This window comes from Sulfuriferula sp., assembly GCF_054605375.1.
Genome location: NZ_JBTSEG010000002.1, coordinates 201,554 through 220,933 on the forward strand (window position 1 = coordinate 201,554; position 19,380 = coordinate 220,933).

The window sequence follows — 19,380 nt, forward strand, 5'->3', positions numbered from 1 at the left end:
CATCACGGATTCGACACCTGCATGATAACGCTACGGGGCTCTCAGCCCCTCTCTATCCCTATGATCAGAAGGATTCTTCTTCTTAAGTTATTGATCCAGCCACATTTATCCGGGAATCGCGCTGCCTATTTCACGTGTATATCCTGGAAGAACTTTCTCACCCGCTCGGGTGATTTCTCCTGCGCCTGATGCTGGCCGAGAGTCATTTGCCGGCAAATTTTCTGGAACTTGAAATCACGGAAACAGCGTTGATCGGCGATATGGGCAGTTCCATTGCCAAGCTGAATGAATTGAGCGCATTGGGAGTACGGCTCGCGCTGGATGATTTCGGCACAAGGTATTCCAGTTTCAGCTATTTGCGTCATTTGCCCATCGACAGCCTGAAAATAGATCGCAGCTTTGTGATCGATATCGTCGAGAACACGCAAAGTGCAGCGATCGTGCCGGCCATTATCGGACTGGCGCATGGCCCGATCTGGAGGTGGTGGCAGGGGGCGTGGAAACCGGAGTCCAGCGGATCAAACTGGAGCAGCTTGGATGCAACCTGACCCAGGGTTTTGTGATTAGCCGACGCTGCCAGCGGATGAACTGGATGCGCTGCTTGCCATTGCGAATAGTTGAAGATAGCCCTGCCTGTTGTGGTTGAAATTGCGGGATAATACGAACTCCGTGCTACAAGCAGGCTTCTTTTCAAGAACCCATCAATCGTTTATAACCCCCATTTAACCTGATACGCTAACGCCATGCACCAATACCTCGATCTGATGCGCCACGTGCTGGAACACGGCACTCAAAAATCCGACCGCACCGGTACCGGCACCATTTCGGTGTTCGGTTACCAGATGCGCTTTGATCTGAGCCAGGGTTTTCCGCTGGTGACGACCAAGAAATGTCATTTGCGCTCCATCATTCACGAGTTGTTGTGGTTTCTGCAGGGCGACACCAATATTCGCTACCTGAAGGAAAATGGCGTTCGTATCTGGGATGAATGGGCCGACGAGGACGGTGATCTGGGCCCGGTCTATGGTCACCAGTGGCGCAACTGGCCCAAGCCGGACGGCGGCCATATCGACCAGATTGCGCGCGTGCTGCACGACCTCAAACACAACCCGGATTCGCGCCGCATCATTGTGTCCGCATGGAATGTAGCCGACTTGGACAAAATGGCGTTGGCACCTTGTCATGCCTTTTTCCAGTTCTATGTTGCCGACGGAAAATTAAGCTGTCAGCTTTATCAGCGCAGCGCCGATATTTTTCTGGGCGTGCCGTTCAACATTGCCAGCTATGCGTTGCTTACCATGATGATGGCGCAGGTGAGTGGCCTCAAACCCGGCGACTTCGTGCATACCCTGGGCGACGCGCATCTGTATTCGAACCACCTGGAGCAGGCCCGTGAACAGCTCTCGCGTACGCCACGCGCATTGCCGGTCATGCAACTGAATCCTGCTGTGAGTGACTTGTTCGCCTTCCGGTTCGAGGATTTCGAGCTGCACGGCTACGATCCGCATCCGGCGATCAAGGCATCGGTCGCGGTATAGCGCGACTACCGGAGACTGCGACGATGTTTCTTCATTGGGCCGAGCAAATCAAATACCTGGTGGGTATTTTCGCCATTCTGAATCCGCTCGGTGCCATCCCGATCTACCTCAGCCTGACAGCGGATCGACGTCCCGCAGAGATGCACCATACCGCTGCCAAAGCTGCCATCGCAGTGGCTGTGATCCTGATTCTTACCGTGTGGGTCGGCGATTCCTTGCTGTCTTTTTTCGGTATCGGGCTGCCGGCATTTCGTATCGCGGGCGGGCTATTGGTATTGCTGATTGCAATCGCCATGTTTCATGCCCGAACCAGTCCGGCACGGCAGACCGACGCCGAACAAACCGAAGCCGAATCGAAGAATGACATTGCCGTGGTGCCGTTGGCGATTCCGCTGTTGGCAGGGCCCGGAGCAATCAGCCTGGTCATTGTTGACGCCCATCAGGCGGGAAATTGGCCGGAAAAGCTGGTGTTTAGTGTTGGGCTCGTTGGGATCGGGGTAATCGTCTGGCTGGTACTGCGATTGGCCGAACCGATTGGCGAACGACTCGGTACAGCTGGCCTCAACATCGCCACGCGGGTGATGGGACTGATCCTCGCTGCGATGGCGGTGCAGTTTATGGCGGATGGGCTATTGGCGCTGTTTCCGGGTTTGTCGCATTAAGGTTCACGGTTGCATCGGCATTTGTGCCTGCTGGACCGCCTTGAGGATTTGAGTCAAATCGCCGGAAGCCAGCGAAGGCGGTTGCGGACCTTCTATTTTGACCTGAGTCCAGTCCACCACCGATCCGGTTCCCCACGATACAACCGAAGCCAGTACAAACACCAGCATGCCGCGCGTCATGCCCTTGCCGATTTCCATATCATCCAGATAGCGGTTAAGCCACCAGGCGGCAATGAAGAAAGCGATGGTAGAAATAATCAGGTTCAGCATGGTCGTTGCTCGATCGTCATGAGGGTTTATCTTGAGGCTGAATTTTATACATTACGGTTCTTCCGCGCAGTTCTTTACTGCCGCAGGCTGGATATAATGCACCGAAACCAGGAGAAAACATGCCGCATCCCAAGCCTCGCATTGCGCTCATCGCCGCGCTGGCGAAAAATCGCGTCATCGGTATTCACAATACGCTGCCGTGGCGTTTGCCGGAAGAGCTCAAGCACTTCAAGGCGCTCACCATGGGGCATCATATATTGATGGGGCGCAAGACTTTTGAATCCATCGGGCGTCCGTTGCCGGGGCGTACCACCGTGATCATTTCGCGTTCTGCCTACACTGCGTCAGACGGCTGCCTGGTAGCGAACTCCATCGCGGAAGCGCTGGTCGCCTGTGCCAATGACACCGAGGTATTCTTTATCGGCGGTGCGCAACTCTACGAACAGGCATTACCGCTGGCAGACCGGCTTTATCTGACCGAGATACACGCCGAATTCGCCGGCGATGCCTGGTTTCCCGAATTCGAACGCGACGGATGGGAAGAGTTCAGCCGTGATCCGCGCTACGATGAGGCCAGCGCATTGGACTACGATTTCGTGGTGTATCAACGTAAGGAGACGTCAAAATGAAAGCAATCAAAGTATTGGTAATTTTTATATTCAGTATGGTTTTTGGAGTAAACGCTGCATGGGCCGGACAAACCGAGCTGACCTGGTACGGTCATTCCGCATTCAAGATCACCACGCCGAGCGGCAAGATACTGCTGATCGATCCGTGGATCACCAATCCCGCCAATAAAAACGGCAAAGCCGATCTGGCGGGGCTTACGCATGTTGACCTGATCCTGATCAGTCACGGCCATTTCGATCATGTCGGCGATGCGGTGGCGATTGCCAAAAAAACCGGCGCGCACCTGGTCAGCACGTTTGATCTGGGCAACGCGCTGGTTACCTATGGCGGATTCCCCAAAGCGCAGGCAGGTCTGGACACCCAGGGTAATTTCGGCGGCGAACTCACCCTGCTCGGTGGCGAGGTGAAAGTGGCCTTTATACCGGCCATCCACAGCTCCACCGTGATGGATGAAAACGGCAAGGATATCCACGACGGCGGCAACCCGGGCGGATTCCTGATCAGCATCAAGAACGGCCCGGTAATCTATCACACCGGGGATACCGACGTATTCAACGACATGACGCTGATCCCGCGCTTTCATAAAGTGGACGTGATGCTGGCATGCATCGGCGGCCATTTCACCATGGGCCCGGACCGCGCAGCGCTGGCAACCAAAATGGTTGGACCGCTGATGGTGGTGCCCATGCACTACGGCACCTTCCCGGTACTGGACGGCACACCGGCAGAATTCAAGGCCGCGCTGATCAGGCAGGGCGTGAAGGCCAAGCTGGTGGTGATGAAGCCGGATGAAATGATCAAGCTCTGATTTCTGAAATATCCATAAAGCCACCTGGTAAACCAGGCGGTTTTATGGATATCAGGAATCACTGTGAATAGATTTTACTGGCTGTAGCTACCATGTCCCCTGCTGACTTCTTCTCGGCGGTCAATGCCGGTTGCGCGGCATTCAGCGTTCGCCATTTACTTCATGAAACTCAGCCTTTCTGGTTGGTTTACGCGTTGCCAGGGATACATCTCGCTACGTTTTTCAACACCCTGTTAGAAGCGCACATTCACCCCTGCCGCAGCCGTCCAGTCTGCGGTGAGCTGGGTACCATTCACCGACTGATAAACGGGTATTTGTACAAAACCATACAGGCGCATGTCTTTGCTTACAGCAAATGCCAGCCCGGGACTGATGTGCGCATATTCGCCACCTGAGTCAGCCGGCTCCGCGTTGCTGCCGCGATCATGGTCTTTCCAGTGCAGGTTAAGCTGAAGCAAACCTTGCAAACTGGCTGTCAGCGCGTGCGCATAACCGGAATCCAGGCTCACCGTATCGCCGGGCCGATAATTGTCGCGGATCGCGACTGCGTGTTGCCACTGAATCTGGCTAAACCAGTTGCCGCCCGGCGCGCCGGGTGCGCCATAAAATGCACCCGCCACGAGGTCGGTGCTGCCGCTGCCGGGCTGCAGGCTGCGCTCCGCCGGTTCGCCGTCGGCGTTGCGTTGGGCAATGCTGCCGGTCGGCAGTTTCACGCCAAAGCGCAATCCGGCGCTGGCCGGCGACGTGTAACCGGGATCAAGACGATACATCCCGAGCAGCTGCATATCGCCCAGCGCGGAAAACTTCCAGGTTTCCGGCTGCGCGCCATTGATCGGGTCATTGTAGATATGCTCATGCTTGCGCGCGACTACCGGCACGCGCAGCGTTAATCCCCAGTCCGGACCCAGGCTGTGGTCCAGGGTGACTATGGTATTGCGGTTGAAGGTTTTAACTTCGTCATGTGTCTCCGCAATGCCCGCAGCCGGGACTTTTGCTGTGCCCGCACGCAGCTGATCCTGGCGCACCCATTCGTAGCGCAGGTCGAGCCGCGTCCCGCTGTGTTCCCATGTCCCCTGGATTCCCCAGTCGCTGTTGAGTGTACAGAATGCAGCGCCGCAGCTGGCATTGGCCGCACCGATCGGTAGCAAAACAACTCCACAAAGCATCAAGATCGTACGATTAGCAGACATTTTCGCTTCCTGTAATTTGGATGTCTGTCACAGTTGATCTGATCCAACTGCAGTTCCGCCGGGTTTCTTGTATGCTGTATGTATTTGACACTGAAGATCCTTATTTCCAGCTACATGGGCCCGCAAGGAAAGCAGGGCAGGTGGTCTGGGTATCAGTGCGTACAGCCGTCATATTTACATCGGAAAAATCGGCGGCACTCAAATCCGCGCCCTCGAAGCTTACGTTTTCGAGCTCTGCGAAATGAAACTTCACTTCATAGAGATCCGCCTGCTCGAAGGTGGCGCCCTTCAAATCTGCCCCTTCGAAATTCACATATTCGAGTTTTGCGCGACGAAAGCTTGCACCCGCAGCCGTCACTAGCCGCAAATTGGTGCGGCTCGCCATCGCATCATCCAGTTGCGCCCTGGCAAGCTGGCTTCCTTCGAAATTGGCACCGCTGATGTTGGCGTGTAATAAATTGGCGCCGGTGAGAATGGCATCATGGACGTCGGCACCAATCAACATGGTGCCGGATAAATCCGCGCCGCTCAGGTTGGCGCCTGACAAGTTGGCTCCGATGAGATTCTTGCCAGCCAGATTCACCTGGGCCAAATCGCACCTGGGGCAGGCATTGCTACGCAGCAAGCGTGCGGCTGGGCTTGACCTGGAAGCATCATCTGCGGCACATACTCCTGGTGTCAGCAACAACAGCATAAATCCAAGGGTTATACGGAAGCGCTTCATATCAATTTCTTGACGGAGCCATTCTTATTTTTTGACCGCATTATCGAACTGAAAGTGTATCTGTAATGGTTTCTGTCCTTTCATAGTCACGGTAGCAACCGCTCTCATCAGGCCCGCCGGCTGAATCCTGGAGTTTTTCCCAACGAGGCTGTTGGCGCCGCTGGGCGTAAGTTTCACTGCCACGATGCCCGTATCCGTAACCAGTTTCACGTTGCCTGCCGCACCCATGGTTGACTGTGGCCGGTCGGCGTGATCGGTGACCCACATATGCACCTCGCCATTTGCCAGCAGCATTTCGAAATGGTATTGCTCCGCCATACGTAGCTTGCCACCATGATCTCCCTTGATGGTATCCAGATATTCGTTGCTGTGGGCCGGCGCCGGTAACGGCAGGCTCACCAGGGTCAAACCGATAAGCAATACCAGGCCATGCAGGTAACGCTGGAGGAGCCATTGAGAGTGATGATCGGGGTTGGCCTTTGTTGATTGTGTAAACATATCTCACTCCGAAAAAAAAATGTGCCGCCGCCAGATTCCGCGACGGCACGAGGGGACAACTAAACAGAGGTGCTGCGCGACGATTTCATGCCTTCCCAGTCTTTTGGCACCACTACGTGATCATGGTGGCCGCCCGGGCTGGGCAAACGTGCCTCGATCTTGTCCGTGTCCACATTGATCACCACCAGCCCGGACTGTCCGGACTGGTTGCCGCTGTAAACGGTAGTCATGTATTTACCGTCTACTGTGCAATCGCATGTGTGAGGATCGGGGCCAGTATCCCATTTCGCCACTACTTTCCAGGTTTTTGTATCGACCTTGCAGATGTAGCCGTTATTGGGCTTGCGCGCCCACATGGTGAAAAATGCCCAGCGGGAATCAGGCACATTGCCCATATGCAAGGGCAGATACTTGTTACCAAAGCCTTCCACGAATGCCGTTTTTGTCCATTTGAGAGGATTCGGGTCGGTGGAACGGTAGGCGGCTATGTTGTTCTGCAGCACGTTGTTGCAGGCGAGGAAGTACTCGCCGCTGGGGATGAAGCCCGCCTCATGCAAAGGCGTGAGGACCGATGGTACCGAGAAAGTCCATTTAAAGCCTTGCTGCTTCACCAGTGGGAAATTGTCCGGCGCACCCTTGGCGGTAGACAACAGCGTGACGACTTCCCAGGTGCGTGTATCGACGATGGCGCAACACCCCAGCCGGCGTATCAGGATCGCGCCAAACGGCAGCGTTGGATGCCAGGTGAATGCGTCCACAAACACAGCAGTCGGGTCAGCCGGCATCAGCTCTTCACCCAGCATTGCTTCATGCGATGTTTTCATGCCTTTACGGCCCTGAAAATCGAACTTGCCGGTCGCCGGATCAGGAAAAACATGGCTGACATTTAACTGGCGCGCAACCGGGTCATAGTCAGCGCGGAACGCTTTGATGATCTTTGGATTGTCGTCAAGGGTGGTGATCAGCACCATGTCTTTCTGGCCGTCCGCAAAAGCCACGTACTTGTGGGCGTTTTCACCTACACCGATCGAAACGTGCACGCCCAGCGCGAGACCGGTGGTTGCCGCGATATCGTTAACGAGATGGATGGAGTTCTGCTTGCCGCTGCCGTCATAGCGCATTTTGAACATCTTGAAGTCGCCGCGATCCCGCCATTCGGGCGAGTTTTCGTTAACGTAGGGCGACATTGGCGGCTGCATGGTTTGATAGAAATCAAAGCCCTTGTAGGGGTCTGCCGAAGGCAGCGCGGCAATATGGTGGGGAATGGGCATGTTTACTCCCGTCAAGCCATAGTTGTACCAAGCCAGCGTTTCGGGCCCGGCAAGATCCATGGCTTGTACTGTTCCGCTGTATTTCCCCGGTAGGAGAATGACGTTGCCTTCGAATTTCTTGAAAAACTCGTGTAGTGGCTCGCCGGTGAAATCATGTCTCGCAGCCAGGCTGGAATTGCTATTTAACATACCGCCTACGCCCGCAAGGCCGGCGGCGAGGGAACCTTTCATAAAATCGCGTCTAGAGATAGGCATCTGGTATTACTCCTGAATTAATCGTCAAGCTGCATGTCACAAACTCAACTGAGAGGTTTAAAGGTCGCTTTTTTTCCAGTTCTGCGGGCCCACGAATATCTTCTCGATGGTTCCTTTGCCGCTTAGCAGAAATGTGGTCGGCAAGCCCCTGAAGCTAAGGCGGTTCGATAATCCATTCGCGCTCAATGCATCGTTCGGAGCGACGTACATCGGGTGCTTGAGGGAGTGTTCCATGGCGATCAAACGCACGGTGCGGGTAGTTGCCGCGATAGCTTGCTTAGGCCCGCCTTCCAGGGCGACGCCGACCGTATCGGCATTAACGAAAACCAAATTTAATTTCGGCTCATTCTTGTCGACAAAATCTTGTATTCGCTTCAGCTCTTTAACCGAAACCGGCGCAGCCGATATGAAAAACACTACCAGCGAGCGCTTGCCTTTGATCACATCAGCAAAATCCACTTTATTGCCTTTGGCATCGTAGGCTTCGAAATCAGTAGGAAGGGCTGAACCGGTTTTGAGGGGATCGCGATAAACCTGTCCGCCGACCTGGTCCGCGCTGGGGAAAGTGCCATCCTTGCTGTCCGCATAAGCCGGGAGCGCCAGGCAGACGGTCAAGCCGAGCATTCCCAGAGCGGCCACTATTCGACACTGCGGCGAGCCCAGCCAGGCTGGGCGATGTACTTGAATATCGCTGTTCATCAAATCTCCTCCTTTATAATGTAAACATGTCACGAATATCTCTGGTCAGATATCCGGGCTTTGCATGTGGCAAATTGCCGCATGCCCATTACAAAGCAAGTCATATGCCATATATTATTTCTAATATGAAACAATGTATTGGAACATCATCAAGCTTGGTTTGGAGGAATAAGGCAGCGATTTGTTTCGAGGTGAAACAATATCCCATGAGTTGAAAACGGGGCTCACATGCGCATCATGCTTTGGTCTATAAGGCCGCAAGCGATACGTGCTCCCGAATTGCCGGCAGGCTCTGAAAAATCATCCTCGTTGGCGTGAATAACGATTGCACGATCGATGATGGAGTGGGCACCCATCAATGCCAGGGTCACCCCGTTGGTTACGATATCCACATTCGCGACGCCATCGGCGCCCGCGACAATATTGCCTAAATCGCCCAGGTGGCGGTCATTGCTTGCCGGGGCGTTGTGGCGTCCGCCATAGGGGCTGAAGTGGCCGCCGGCGCTCAGTGCGTCGGGCGCATCGCAATTGCCGTTGGCATGAATGTGTATGCCATGCTTGCCCGGTGTAAGCCCGCGTACCTGCCCGGTAATCCGGACCCTGGATTCATGCTCCATGAATTTCAGCGTCCCTTCAACTTTGCTGCCGGACTTGGCTTGCAGTTCGGCGGTGACGGAATCCATATTCTCGCGGGCCTGGACGGAAGGAGAATCGAATAGCAGTACCGTTGCGGCAATAGCCAAAGTTGCAGCAATCGGTAATGCCAGGGGTAGCCAGGGCCGCTGCAATACAAAACAATTTTTCATGGAGGATCCTTATCGAGAAGTGTGATTTATCAGGTTGTGCGTGGGGAAGCTGTTTCGTTATGTTTCAAATCCGGTTCAGAATGAAACGCCGCCATTTAAAAATCACCCCGTGCCAGGGCGGTCAAAATGTCGCGCATATCCCGGTCGAACGCGCGTAGCACCGCCTTTCCTTTCTTGCTCAGCGTTTCCTTGGGCAGCGCTGTTTCGATGAACGACGGGCGCAGCACCATCACGGTGGTTGTGCCGTTGTCTTCGAATAAAGCAAAGCGGCATGGTGCGAAGAGTTCGAACTCATGCGTGGTGCGCGTCACGTCATAGGCCTTAACCAGATTGCAAAACTCGATAAGTTGTACTTTCCCGGTCGTAATCCCCCTTGTTTGCAGGGCTTCCTGGACGTTTAGCACATTGATGATCATGTAATTCCTGGCTTCAAGCGAGGAAATCAGGGTTTGCTTGACCGACTCCAGCGAGTCTTTGACTTGTACCTGGTACTTGATACGGGTGGTAACTATTTGGCTGTCATCATCTGCGACAGCGGCAGGGACGATCAATGCGCTGCAGAGAACCAGCAGCATTGCACGTATTGCATGCCGCCAGGAAAAGAGCCTGGTAAGAAGATGTTTCATCTGGATATGCCTTTCCGGGAACAGGATGTCTGCTCCAGAAAAGCAATGGATGTGCCAGCGTGGATGTGGCTGTCGCCGGACGGAATCGGGCGTCGCGTTTTATTTTATATCCGCTCCGGAACGGGTAAGGTTGTAATCGCGTATTTTTCGCCAGAGCGTGGTGCGCCCGATGCCCAGCTCGCGTGCGACATCCGAGAGATGCGCATGTTTACGCAGGGCATTTTCTATAAGTACCCGCTCGGAGCCGGCCAGCGTACCGCTCACAGCCGGTTCGGACGGAACGGCGCCCTCCATCGCATGAGGATGGTATTGCAGCAGATCCTCGGGTAGCGTATCGAGATTGATCGCTCCGGCTTCATCGGCAAATACCACCATTTGCTCCACAAAATTCTCAAGTTGCCGGACATTGCCCGGATAAGGGTAAGCCATGATGTGTGTCAGCGCGTCCGGAGTGATATGCAAACTCTGACGCCCGTATTTGATCTCGTAGCGCAGGAGAAAAGAGTCCAGCAGTAACCGCAAATCCTCCTGCCGGTCGCGCAAGGGCGGTAATTGCAGGCGTATGCCGTTTATTCTGAAATAGAGATCGGAACGGAAATGCCCGCGATCGATCAGATCGCCCAGGTCCTGGTTGGAAGCGGAAATCACCCGCACGTCCACCGTCTTCGGCTTGTTCGATCCTACCCGGCGCAGTTGCCGGTCTTGCAGCACGCTCAGCAGCTTCGCCTGCATCGCAGGCGAGAGCGTGTCGATCTCGTCAAGAAAGATCGTGCCTTGATCCGCCTCCTCGAAAAGGCCGACACGCGAATCAGTGGCCCCGGTGAAACTACCGCGTACATGGCCGAACAACTCACTCTCCAGCAATTGTTCGGGTACGCTTGCACAATTAATACTGACAAAGGGTTCGTCGCTGCGACGGCTATGTTCATGGATCAGGCGGGCTATTTTGGTCTTTCCAGTACCTGTTTCGCCGGTAATTAACACGCTGATATCAGTATATGCAAGCCGATCAATTTTGATTAACAATGCGCGCATTTGTGGCGTCGTGGCCACAATGTCTGTCTTGATCTGTCGATTACCAGCGGCTGGCATCTGTCCAGGGATCGGCACGAATACTTGGAGTGCTTGGCTGGCGTGGATCTTGTCGAGAATATCGCGTTCACTGAATGGCTTGGTCAGATAATCGAATGCGCCCAGCCGCATCGCATCCACTGCGGTTTCGATGCTGCCATAAGCAGTAATCAGTATCACCGGGAGCCCTGGTTTGGAGCGTTTGATTTCCTGCAGCAAAGCGATACCCGACATACCTTCCATACGCAAATCGGTAATCACCAAATCAAACGGCCCGCCAGCCAACAGTTCCAAGGCATCCTTGCCGCTCGCGGCATCGGCTGTGTCATAGCCAGCATTTTGCAGCATCAGCGCCAGACTCCGGCGCAGGCTGCGTTGATCATCGACCAGCAATATTCGCATAGTCAATTGGATACTCTATTGGCATATCCGATTCAGGGTGCCTCGGCTTGGGTATCATTAAAATGAATGATGTTCCATAACCCAGCGCACTCAGAATCCGTATACGACCTTGCCAGTCCTGCACGAAACGCTGCACGATAGCTAATCCCAAGCCGGCACCATGCGAGCGTTGGGAGTAAAAAGGTTCAAAGATCCGCTCGCGTCCCTCCATGGAAATACCTTTGCCCGTATCGGTGATGGCAAAGAAAAGATAGTGCGGGCGGAAGCTGAGGCTTGCTTTGATTCGGCCTCGCCCGGGGATCGCCTGCACCGCATTCAAGAGCAGATTCCACAGCACCATTTCCAATCCACCAGCATCCATCATCACCACGCACGGTGCGTTACGTATGGCTACTTCAATCTGAATCGGCAATTCCTCGCGCGCGATATGATGCTCCAGCGCACCACATACCTTATGCAACAGCACATCCACAGCGACCGGACCAAGCATCGCAGGACGCGGCTTGCCAAAAGTCAGAAAATCCCGTGTGAGATTGTCGAGGCGCAATACCCCATCCTCAATAATCTCCAATGCTTGATCGGCCTTGCTTCCTGACCAGTAACCGGCTTTCAGCACTGACACACAGTTAGCAATTGCACTCAAGGGGTTTCTCACTTCGTGTGCCACAGACGCCGCCATCTGACCCAAGGCGGCAAGCCGCTCGTTGCGGATTTTCGTTGCTTCGGCCAATAGCAACTGTTGATTGATTTCGGAGAGTTTGCGATAACTGCTCGCATTGCTAATGGCGATTCGCACCTGTCCCGCCAGCAACTCGCCCTTGGAGAGTGTTATCTCGCTGAACGGCACCATTGCATCACGCACCAGCATCATTACGCCGATCAGACAATCTTCGTCTACCAGCGGAAATAAGCCAACTGCCTTGTCCCGTTTGGGGTCTGCATGCAAGATATCCATCGCGCCTTCCGATCCCACTATCCACGCTCTAGGATGGAACTGGCCATTGATCTTTGCCAGCAATTGGGTACAGAGCCTGCCATCCTGGCACCAGGCTTCGGCATGTTCACAGGAGGGGTCAGTCTGGTCCGTCATGAACCAGCGCGCTGCCCTGCTAAATCCCTCTCCATCCGGTGTGGGCAACCACACCGTGGCGCCATCGGCATCGAGCAGCGCTGCGCTTTCCCGGCATACTGCTGCCAGTACAGTGCTCAAATCCAGTGTTGAGGTAAGCATGGTGGAGACGCGCAATAACGCGGCCCGAAATGCACCTTCCTGCTGGCGCTCCAGGTAGAGCAGGGCATTATCGATAATCGGCGCGGCTTCTGAGGCCAATATGCTCAGTTCGGGGTGCGACGTGGCAAAGGTCTCGGGTGACACGCCCAAAAACCTCATATAGCCAAATCGTTTGCCATGCGCCACGAGATCAAGGCAAATCCAGCTTGCATGACTGGTCGCATCAACGCAAAGCCAGACCAGTTCATCCGTGCATGTGTTTGTTAGCTGAGAAGTATTGTGTTCCGCCTCCACCCGGATCAGGTGCCTTGCGCCAACAAATTGCGCACTGCGTGCCAACTCGGCCACCCGGTCCTCCGGCACCAGCAGAACCAGCTCGTACGTATCAAATTCTATCTGCTCCCTCATTGCACGGCTCAACACTTCAATCGCGTGAGGAACATCAAGCGTGCCAATTGCCTCGAATACCATCCGGTTGCGCACATGAAGTGCGCGATTGACTTTTTGTATTTTGCGCTGCGAGCGTTTGATCCGTGCATTTGCACGGAGAATTGTGGCCTGGGAGCGCCGCATCCCATCCAGCGCCAACAGAAATCCCACCGTGATACTGATAAGTATCCCTAAATAGAACATGACTTTGGCGCCATGCCAGAGCCACCATGGAAAATCCCACATTTGGGAAAAGCTGAACAGCAGCGCGCTTTGAGCGAACAGCACCAAAAAACTTCCCACTACCAGCATGAGCACCTGGCCGTTGCTGCGGTAAAGCTGGTACAGCAGCAATGCGGAAAAGGAGTACAGCAGCGCAGCCAAGCCATGTGCGGAGTGCGCAAAACCGGAGAACTGATAAATGCCTAACTGTTCGTGCCCGGCGAACCAGGGAAGCGCAGACCTGTATAGCACTGCCATGGCCGACATTAGTGCCAGACCGCCTGCAATCGTTATGAAGTCTTTCGCAGTCAGCCTGGGGCCGCGCATTACTTGTTGCAGCAAGCCCAGCGTGATGAAGATGCTCCCGGCCAAGGTGGAGGATGTATGGAACGCGACGAAGGCTTCACGCGCGTGCATCGGATTTGTGAAGGCATGTATGGTATCGAGGATGGCCATGGCAAAAAACGCGATCGAAAACAACCATAGTCCACGTTCACGTCGCCGCATCGCCACCGCAGTAATTAAGCAAGCAATCAAACAAGCGACGAACCCGCAAAACGCCTCGATCAGCGCATGCGCCTTGGGTTCGATATAGATGGTATTGAGCACCGCCGGACTGATATTACGGGCAATCACTACCGGCAATGCCATCAACAAGGCGACCCAAATACCAAGCCCTAGCTCAAGCGGCCTGCGACGCAGACGATACCCGGCTGCCATTTTTTTGATCACTAGTGGCGCATAACGGATTGTATTAATCAACATAAACCATACCGGATATACATACTTACTTACGTATGCTCTGTTCCCGCTTGGCAACGACCCACTAAGATTGAGCCGGTGTAAAACGCTGCGGCCAACGCCGCGCCATCCAGGTAAACAAGGTCGGCATCACGATCAAATTCAGCAGCGTTGAACTTAGCATACCACCGAGCAAAACGATCGCAAGAGGGCGCTCCAATTCTTTCCCTGTCGGATCACCAATAACGAGCGGAATGACTGCCAATGCAGCGGTAAAAGCAGTCATCAAAATTGGCAAGAGCCGGTCTGTCGCGCCCTGCAGGGCGACTTGAGCCATGTCTGTCAGCACTCCCTGGCGTGCCAGGAACTGAAGGCGGGAAATCAGCAACAGGCTATTGCGTGTGGCTATGCCGAATAATGCAATCATTCCGATCAAGGAGGAAACGTTGATTGTTTCTCCGGCGATAGCCAAGGCGAATACCCCGCCGATCAGCGCCAGCGGCAGATTCAGCAGGACCAGCAGCACCAGTGACCAGCGCCGGAAAGCCTGATACATGATGATTGCAATCAGCACCAGTGCTGCGGAGGATGAAATAAGCAGGGAGCGTAGAGCCCGCTGCTGCCCTTCATAGTCACCGCCCACTTCCAGCGAATAGCCCGGCGGCAATTTGACTTGCTGCTTGATCCGTTCCGTGGCGTCATTGACCACGCTGTTCAGATCGCGGCCCGAAATATTCCATTGCACCACGGCGCGGCGCGCTCCACTGTCGCGGTTAATCATATAGGGTTCTTTCACTCCGGCCAGTTGTGCGACCTCACGCAAGGGTACAGCGTTACCGCTCGGGCTGATCAGCGGCAATTCACCCATAACCTGCAAATTGCTGCGTGCGGCTTTATTCACGCGCAAAAAAATGTCGAAGGAGCGATCCTGCTCCAGCACGCGGGATACTGCGATCCCGTTCAAGGCCTGGCTCACTTGCGTCACCACGGCATCGGGTGTGAAACCATAAGCTGCAGCCGCCTCGCGCCTCACGCGGATATCCACACCCGGCACCATAATCATCGGCTCCATTTGCAAATCGACGATACCTGGCACCGTCTTGACCGCTGCATAAATCTGCTGCTGCTTTTGCTGCAGCACGCTAAAATCCTGGCCATAAATCTTGACCACGACTTGCGAGCGTACCCCGGAGAAAATTTCCGACATGCGGTGGCTGATGAATTGTGAAACATTGGCCGACATGCCGGGGATTTGCGCCAGTTTCTCGCGAATCGTGTGCATCACCCCGGCCACATTGTCCACGCCGGGTTTCAGGGTAATGTCAAACTCGCTGAAATTGACCGGCTGCGCATCCTCGTCCAGGCGCGAGCGCCCGGCACGCTGGGCAAAACTGGCGATTTCCGGCATGGCGCCGATGGAATCCTGAATCTGCCGGCCCACGCGCAGATTTTCCTCTAGCGAGGTGCCAGGCATCAAGGTCGTCGCCACCACCAGATTACCTTCGTGAAATGCCGGGATAAATGAACGGCCTAGCCCGGGCACCAGCAAGGCGGCACCCAGCAGCAAAATCAGAAACGCGCCCATGACGGGCACTGGGCGGCCAAGCCAGCGTGCCAGAAATACGCGATACCAGCGCAGCACGCGTTCCGAGACCGGGCTCAGATTGAATGATAGCTGGGTTTGGCCACGCCCCATCAGGTAATAGCACAACACCGGAACCAGCGTGATCGCCACCAGTAGCGAGCTGCCTATCGCGGTGATATAGGAAATCGCGAGCGGACGGAAAATGCGCCCTTCGATTCCATCGAGAAAAAATACCGGCATGAACGTGACGATGATGATAAACGTGGCAAACACCACCGAGTTGCGAATCTCGCGTGACCCCTCATAAACAATTTCCAGGGCAGGAAGAGGGTTTGCGGCTATCTTGTTCTCGCGCAAGCGGCGCAAGATATTTTCCACGTCGATAATTGCATCGTCGACCACCTCGCCGATGGCAAACACCAGGCCGCCAAGGGTCAACGCGTTGATGCTGGCATCGAACGCCCACAATACGAGAATGGCGGCAAGCAGCGAGGCAGGAATGGCAATCAGGCTAATGACAGTAGGCCGCCAACGAAACAGAAACAGCAACAGTACCAAGGCAACGATGATGGATGAATGGATCAATGCATCTTTTAAATTAGTGATCGAAGACTTGATAAAGTTTGCCTGCCGGAAGACATTGGGAATCAGCTGCACATCCTTTGGCAGGCTGGCGCCAAGTTGGGACAGTACTTTCTCGACGCGGTGCGTGGTGTCCAGCGTATCGGCTCCCCAAAGCTTGGACGCGGTGGCGATGATGGCCGGCCCGCCGTATATCTGGCCATCGCCGCGCTTGATCTCGCTGCCAAACTGGATATCCGCTACATCCGCGAGCCGTATCGCCTGGCCTTCGCGCATCGCCACCAGGGTGTTGCCCAGGTCCGGCAAGCTCCTGACGCGGCCGTTGGCACGCAGAAAATATTCCTCCTCGCTTGTCGGGTAAAGAAAGCCGCCGGCTGCCACGGAATTCGCGGCACGAACCGCCCGGCCAACCTCATCAATGGACACGCCGAATTTCCGCATGCGGATCGGATCCATCATCACCTGGTATTGCTTGACTCCACCGCCCACCACGACCAGCGATGCGACTCCGGGTTGAGCCAGAATGCGATTGCGGAAATCCCAGTCCACCAGCGCACGGAGCTCGAGATCGCGCGGCTGCCCGGACCAGTCCACCAGAGCGAACTTGAGCAGCCAGCTCACCGCCGAAGTCACCGGCATCAATTGCGGCGTCAGCGCGGCGGATGGCAACTGGCTTTGCGCCAACTGCAAGCGTTCCTGAATAATCTGCCGGGCACGATAGATGTCTACACCCCACTTGAACACAATGGTGATGCGCGACAGGCCAACCGAAGAATTGGAGCGAACGTGGTCGATAAACGGCGCCCCCTGCACCGACACTTCAATCGGCCGCGTCACCAGAGACTCGACATCCGCGGCGGAATAACCCGGCACCTCGGTCTGTATTTGTACTTGGGGTGGAGCGAATTCCGGAAACACATCAACCGCCATCCGCCCGGCAGCCACTATCGCAGCCACTGCAATCAACCCGTAAAGCAACAACACTGCCAGGCGGTTTTGCAAAGACCAGCGGATAATCCAGTCAAACATGCCGTTAACCTCTCTCAGTCGTCATGATGCCCACCCGCATGCGCATCCGGATTCGCCGACATGCGATAAAGCCCTTCCAGCATCATTTTCCCTTCAGTAACAACTGTCGCGCCGGCAGGAACGCCCGTAATGCGCAGCGCCTCAGCGGTCTCCGACAGGACGCTGACCGGTTGCCGCATATATTTGAGCGAGCTGCGCTTTACATACACGATCGGGCTTAACTGCTGGCTCAACACCGCATTGCGCGGCACCCATACCCCGAAAGAAGCCGGAAGATGCACGTTCAAATTCACCGATTGGCCCACCTCCAAATCCGGGAGCACCTGGCCCAGGGGCACCAGGAAGCGCGCCCGTTGGCCGCGGCTGTCGATTGCAGGCACGACCTGGCTAATGGTGCGGTGCAGGGTTTTGCGGCCGGACAACTGAATATCCACTGCCGTGCCGGGGCGCACCGCGGCCTGCTCGTCGAAATAAAGAAAGCCCTCGATCAGGTATGGCACGCTGGTCGTCACCATCCGCGCCACCGAGCGGCCCATCACCACGAAAGCTTTCATTGTCTTGTCGCCGGCATTGATTAACGTGCCTGGCTGAACCGACACCTCAGTCACATAGCCATCAGTGGGTGCAGGGAGAAGAATTTCCTCAACCACCTTGCCTTTGTCGACCAGGGCTTTGATCTGTGCATCGGTCATGCCCCACCAGCGCAGGTTTTCGCGTGCATCCTTGAGGTAATCGGGTAATCGCCCTTCTTCCCGTAGCACCTCCAGTTTTTCGTTGTTTTTCAGGAGCTGGAGATGGCCTTTTTGCGTCGCGATAAATTCCGGATTAAATATTGAAATCACCGGCTGGCTTTTTCTCACCAGATCGCCCGCCCGCACAAACACTCGCCGCACCTGGCCACTGACAAAGGCGTTGATATCAAGCACGGCTTTCGCATCCGGCACGACTTGACCATAGGTGTGCAGCACCGCCTGCTGATTGCCTGACTTTGCCTCGGCGAAGCTCAATATAGACTGATCATCTTTCATATTGCCCGGCAAACTCAGCTCGTGCGGCTCATTAACCCCCTGGGTTGCAGCCGAAAATTGCGAGGCATCGCCATGCCCCCAGGCGCAACTCGCGATGAGGCAAGCCACGATGCCGGCCACCTGGGTCCGCCATGGTTTAATGGGCATGCGTATTGCCCCCTTCGTTGAATTGGACCATCACCGGCATGCCTTCGACCAGAGGCAGCCGTTCCGGGTGGTTCGTCATGATCAGCCGCACCCGTTTGCGCTGGGTGACCGGGTTAACATAGGCGAATATGCTTGCCACCTTTGCCTTGACGGTCATGCGCCTGCCATCGGGTGTTGGCAGCAGAATTCCAGCAGCGCCGCCTGGCTTGATACGGGTTGCATCATCGAGCGGAATTTGCGCTTCGACATATACCACTTCCGGTTTGGCGATCGTAGCGACCGTGGTGCCGGTGGTGGTATAGACTCCGCTTTGCCCACCCGCATTGACGATCTGATCGTTGACTACATTCAGGCTGGCGAGATAGCCCGCAACCGGGGCCTTGAGCGCAATGAGCTTGAGCGGTTCCTTGGTTGCGTCCAGCCGTTTGATATCCGCTTCCGACATGCCACGCCAAGCCAGACTCATGCGCGCGTCAATCAGCTTCTCGTTGGTCGTCATGGAAAATGCCTCCACTGCGGCCAGATTTGTAATGAGGCCCAGGTAAGTGCGCTGCACGGTTTCAAGCTCTGCACTTTCCAGATCGCCCAGAATCTGATTTTGCGTCACGCGCTGGCCGACATAGAGATTTCTGAGATTGCGCAAGCGGGCATTGATCTTGACCACGATATTCACCACCTGGCGTGGGTCGATCACGATCATGGCCGGATAAAGCACAGGCGCCGCATGATCGTGATCATCGTGGCCGTCAGTCACGGCAGGCGCACTTGCGGCGCCGAAGACCGACGCATCGGAATGCGCCCAGGCGTTCAGCGTCCCGAATGCAATCAAAATAAAAAAAGAGAAGATGCGCCAACTCATGGTTAATACCGTAATGGAATCCAGGCAGGGCAATGCCATCACCTTGAGCAAGGGGTGTGCCATTTTCTTACCGGCTG

General features: G+C 55.2%; 18 protein-coding genes. 5 read left to right on the forward strand and 13 right to left on the reverse strand.

What is annotated here, in order from left to right:
• The first annotated feature begins 188 nt into the window (after window positions 1-188).
• The 3 genes from ACYCZJ_RS02570 to ACYCZJ_RS02580 all read left to right on the forward strand — a co-directional run bounded on the left by ACYCZJ_RS02570 (window position 189) and on the right by ACYCZJ_RS02580 (window position 2,200).
• Complete coding sequence (locus ACYCZJ_RS02570) at window positions 189-548, forward strand: EAL domain-containing protein (protein ID WP_461552656.1); 360 nt, start codon at window positions 189-191, stop codon at window positions 546-548.
• Between the two features lie 195 nt (window positions 549-743).
• Complete coding sequence (locus ACYCZJ_RS02575; RefSeq protein WP_461552657.1) at window positions 744-1,538, forward strand: thymidylate synthase; 795 nt, start codon at window positions 744-746, stop codon at window positions 1,536-1,538.
• Window positions 1,539-1,561: 23 nt separating this feature from the next.
• Entirely contained in the window at window positions 1,562-2,200 is a 639-nt protein-coding gene (locus tag ACYCZJ_RS02580; protein WP_461552658.1) for a MarC family protein, read from the forward strand.
• A 3-nt stretch (window positions 2,201-2,203) separates the two neighbouring features.
• On the opposite strand, the gene ACYCZJ_RS02585 is transcribed toward ACYCZJ_RS02580, so the two are convergent.
• Complete coding sequence (locus ACYCZJ_RS02585; RefSeq protein ID WP_461552659.1) at window positions 2,204-2,470, reverse strand: hypothetical protein; 267 nt, start codon at window positions 2,468-2,470, stop codon at window positions 2,204-2,206.
• Between the two features lie 119 nt (window positions 2,471-2,589).
• Between ACYCZJ_RS02585 and ACYCZJ_RS02590 the strand changes: the two genes are divergently transcribed.
• Together ACYCZJ_RS02590 and ACYCZJ_RS02595 are read left to right on the forward strand one after the other, a co-directional pair.
• The gene (locus ACYCZJ_RS02590; protein WP_461552660.1) at window positions 2,590-3,099 is read left to right on the forward strand and encodes a dihydrofolate reductase; all 510 of its coding nucleotides are present in this window, start codon (window positions 2,590-2,592) and stop codon (window positions 3,097-3,099) included.
• Window positions 3,096-3,908, forward strand: a complete 813-nt coding sequence (locus ACYCZJ_RS02595; RefSeq protein ID WP_461552661.1) for a metal-dependent hydrolase — start codon at window positions 3,096-3,098, stop codon at window positions 3,906-3,908. Before ACYCZJ_RS02590 ends, ACYCZJ_RS02595 begins: the two co-directional genes overlap by 4 nt.
• Window positions 3,909-4,141: 233 nt before the next feature.
• Here the strand turns inward: ACYCZJ_RS02595 and ACYCZJ_RS02600 are convergent, their stop codons facing one another.
• From ACYCZJ_RS02600 to ACYCZJ_RS02655, 12 genes are all read right to left on the reverse strand, one after another.
• Complete coding sequence (locus ACYCZJ_RS02600; protein WP_461552662.1) at window positions 4,142-5,098, reverse strand: hypothetical protein; 957 nt, start codon at window positions 5,096-5,098, stop codon at window positions 4,142-4,144.
• A gap of 100 nt (window positions 5,099-5,198) precedes the next feature.
• Complete coding sequence (locus ACYCZJ_RS02605) at window positions 5,199-5,723, reverse strand: pentapeptide repeat-containing protein (RefSeq protein WP_461552663.1); 525 nt, start codon at window positions 5,721-5,723, stop codon at window positions 5,199-5,201.
• Between the two features lie 123 nt (window positions 5,724-5,846).
• A complete protein-coding gene (locus ACYCZJ_RS02610) occupies window positions 5,847-6,320 on the reverse strand; it encodes a hypothetical protein (protein WP_461552664.1) in 474 nt (157 codons plus the stop codon).
• Window positions 6,321-6,379: 59 nt separating this feature from the next.
• A complete protein-coding gene (locus tag ACYCZJ_RS02615) occupies window positions 6,380-7,846 on the reverse strand; it encodes a twin-arginine translocation signal domain-containing protein (protein ID WP_461552665.1) in 1,467 nt (488 codons plus the stop codon).
• A gap of 57 nt (window positions 7,847-7,903) precedes the next feature.
• Window positions 7,904-8,545 carry a peroxiredoxin family protein gene (locus tag ACYCZJ_RS02620; protein ID WP_461552666.1) on the reverse strand — a complete coding sequence of 214 codons (642 nt, stop codon included), beginning with the start codon at window positions 8,543-8,545 and terminating at the stop codon, window positions 7,904-7,906.
• Between the two features lie 224 nt (window positions 8,546-8,769).
• Window positions 8,770-9,351: a superoxide dismutase family protein gene (locus ACYCZJ_RS02625; protein ID WP_461552667.1), complete on the reverse strand. Its 582-nt coding sequence runs from the start codon at window positions 9,349-9,351 to the stop codon at window positions 8,770-8,772.
• 95 nt (window positions 9,352-9,446) lie between these two features.
• Window positions 9,447-9,926, reverse strand: coding sequence for a DUF302 domain-containing protein (locus ACYCZJ_RS02630; protein WP_461552668.1), 480 nt, complete (start codon window positions 9,924-9,926; stop codon window positions 9,447-9,449).
• Window positions 9,927-10,076: 150 nt separating this feature from the next.
• Entirely contained in the window at window positions 10,077-11,450 is a 1,374-nt protein-coding gene (locus ACYCZJ_RS02635) for a sigma-54-dependent transcriptional regulator (RefSeq protein WP_461552696.1), read from the reverse strand.
• Window positions 11,428-14,097, reverse strand: coding sequence for a GAF domain-containing sensor histidine kinase (locus ACYCZJ_RS02640; protein WP_461552669.1), 2,670 nt, complete (start codon window positions 14,095-14,097; stop codon window positions 11,428-11,430). The genes ACYCZJ_RS02635 and ACYCZJ_RS02640 overlap by 23 nt, the downstream gene beginning before the upstream one ends.
• Window positions 14,098-14,158: 61 nt before the next feature.
• Complete coding sequence (locus ACYCZJ_RS02645) at window positions 14,159-17,269, reverse strand: efflux RND transporter permease subunit (protein WP_461552670.1); 3,111 nt, start codon at window positions 17,267-17,269, stop codon at window positions 14,159-14,161.
• Window positions 17,270-17,283: 14 nt separating this feature from the next.
• The gene (locus ACYCZJ_RS02650) at window positions 17,284-18,444 is read right to left on the reverse strand and encodes an efflux RND transporter periplasmic adaptor subunit (RefSeq protein ID WP_461552671.1); all 1,161 of its coding nucleotides are present in this window, start codon (window positions 18,442-18,444) and stop codon (window positions 17,284-17,286) included.
• On the reverse strand, window positions 18,434-19,366 hold the full coding sequence (locus ACYCZJ_RS02655; RefSeq protein WP_461552672.1) for an efflux RND transporter periplasmic adaptor subunit: 933 nt from the start codon (window positions 19,364-19,366) through the stop codon (window positions 18,434-18,436). The genes ACYCZJ_RS02650 and ACYCZJ_RS02655 overlap by 11 nt, the downstream gene beginning before the upstream one ends.
• Window positions 19,367-19,380 lie beyond the last annotated feature (14 nt).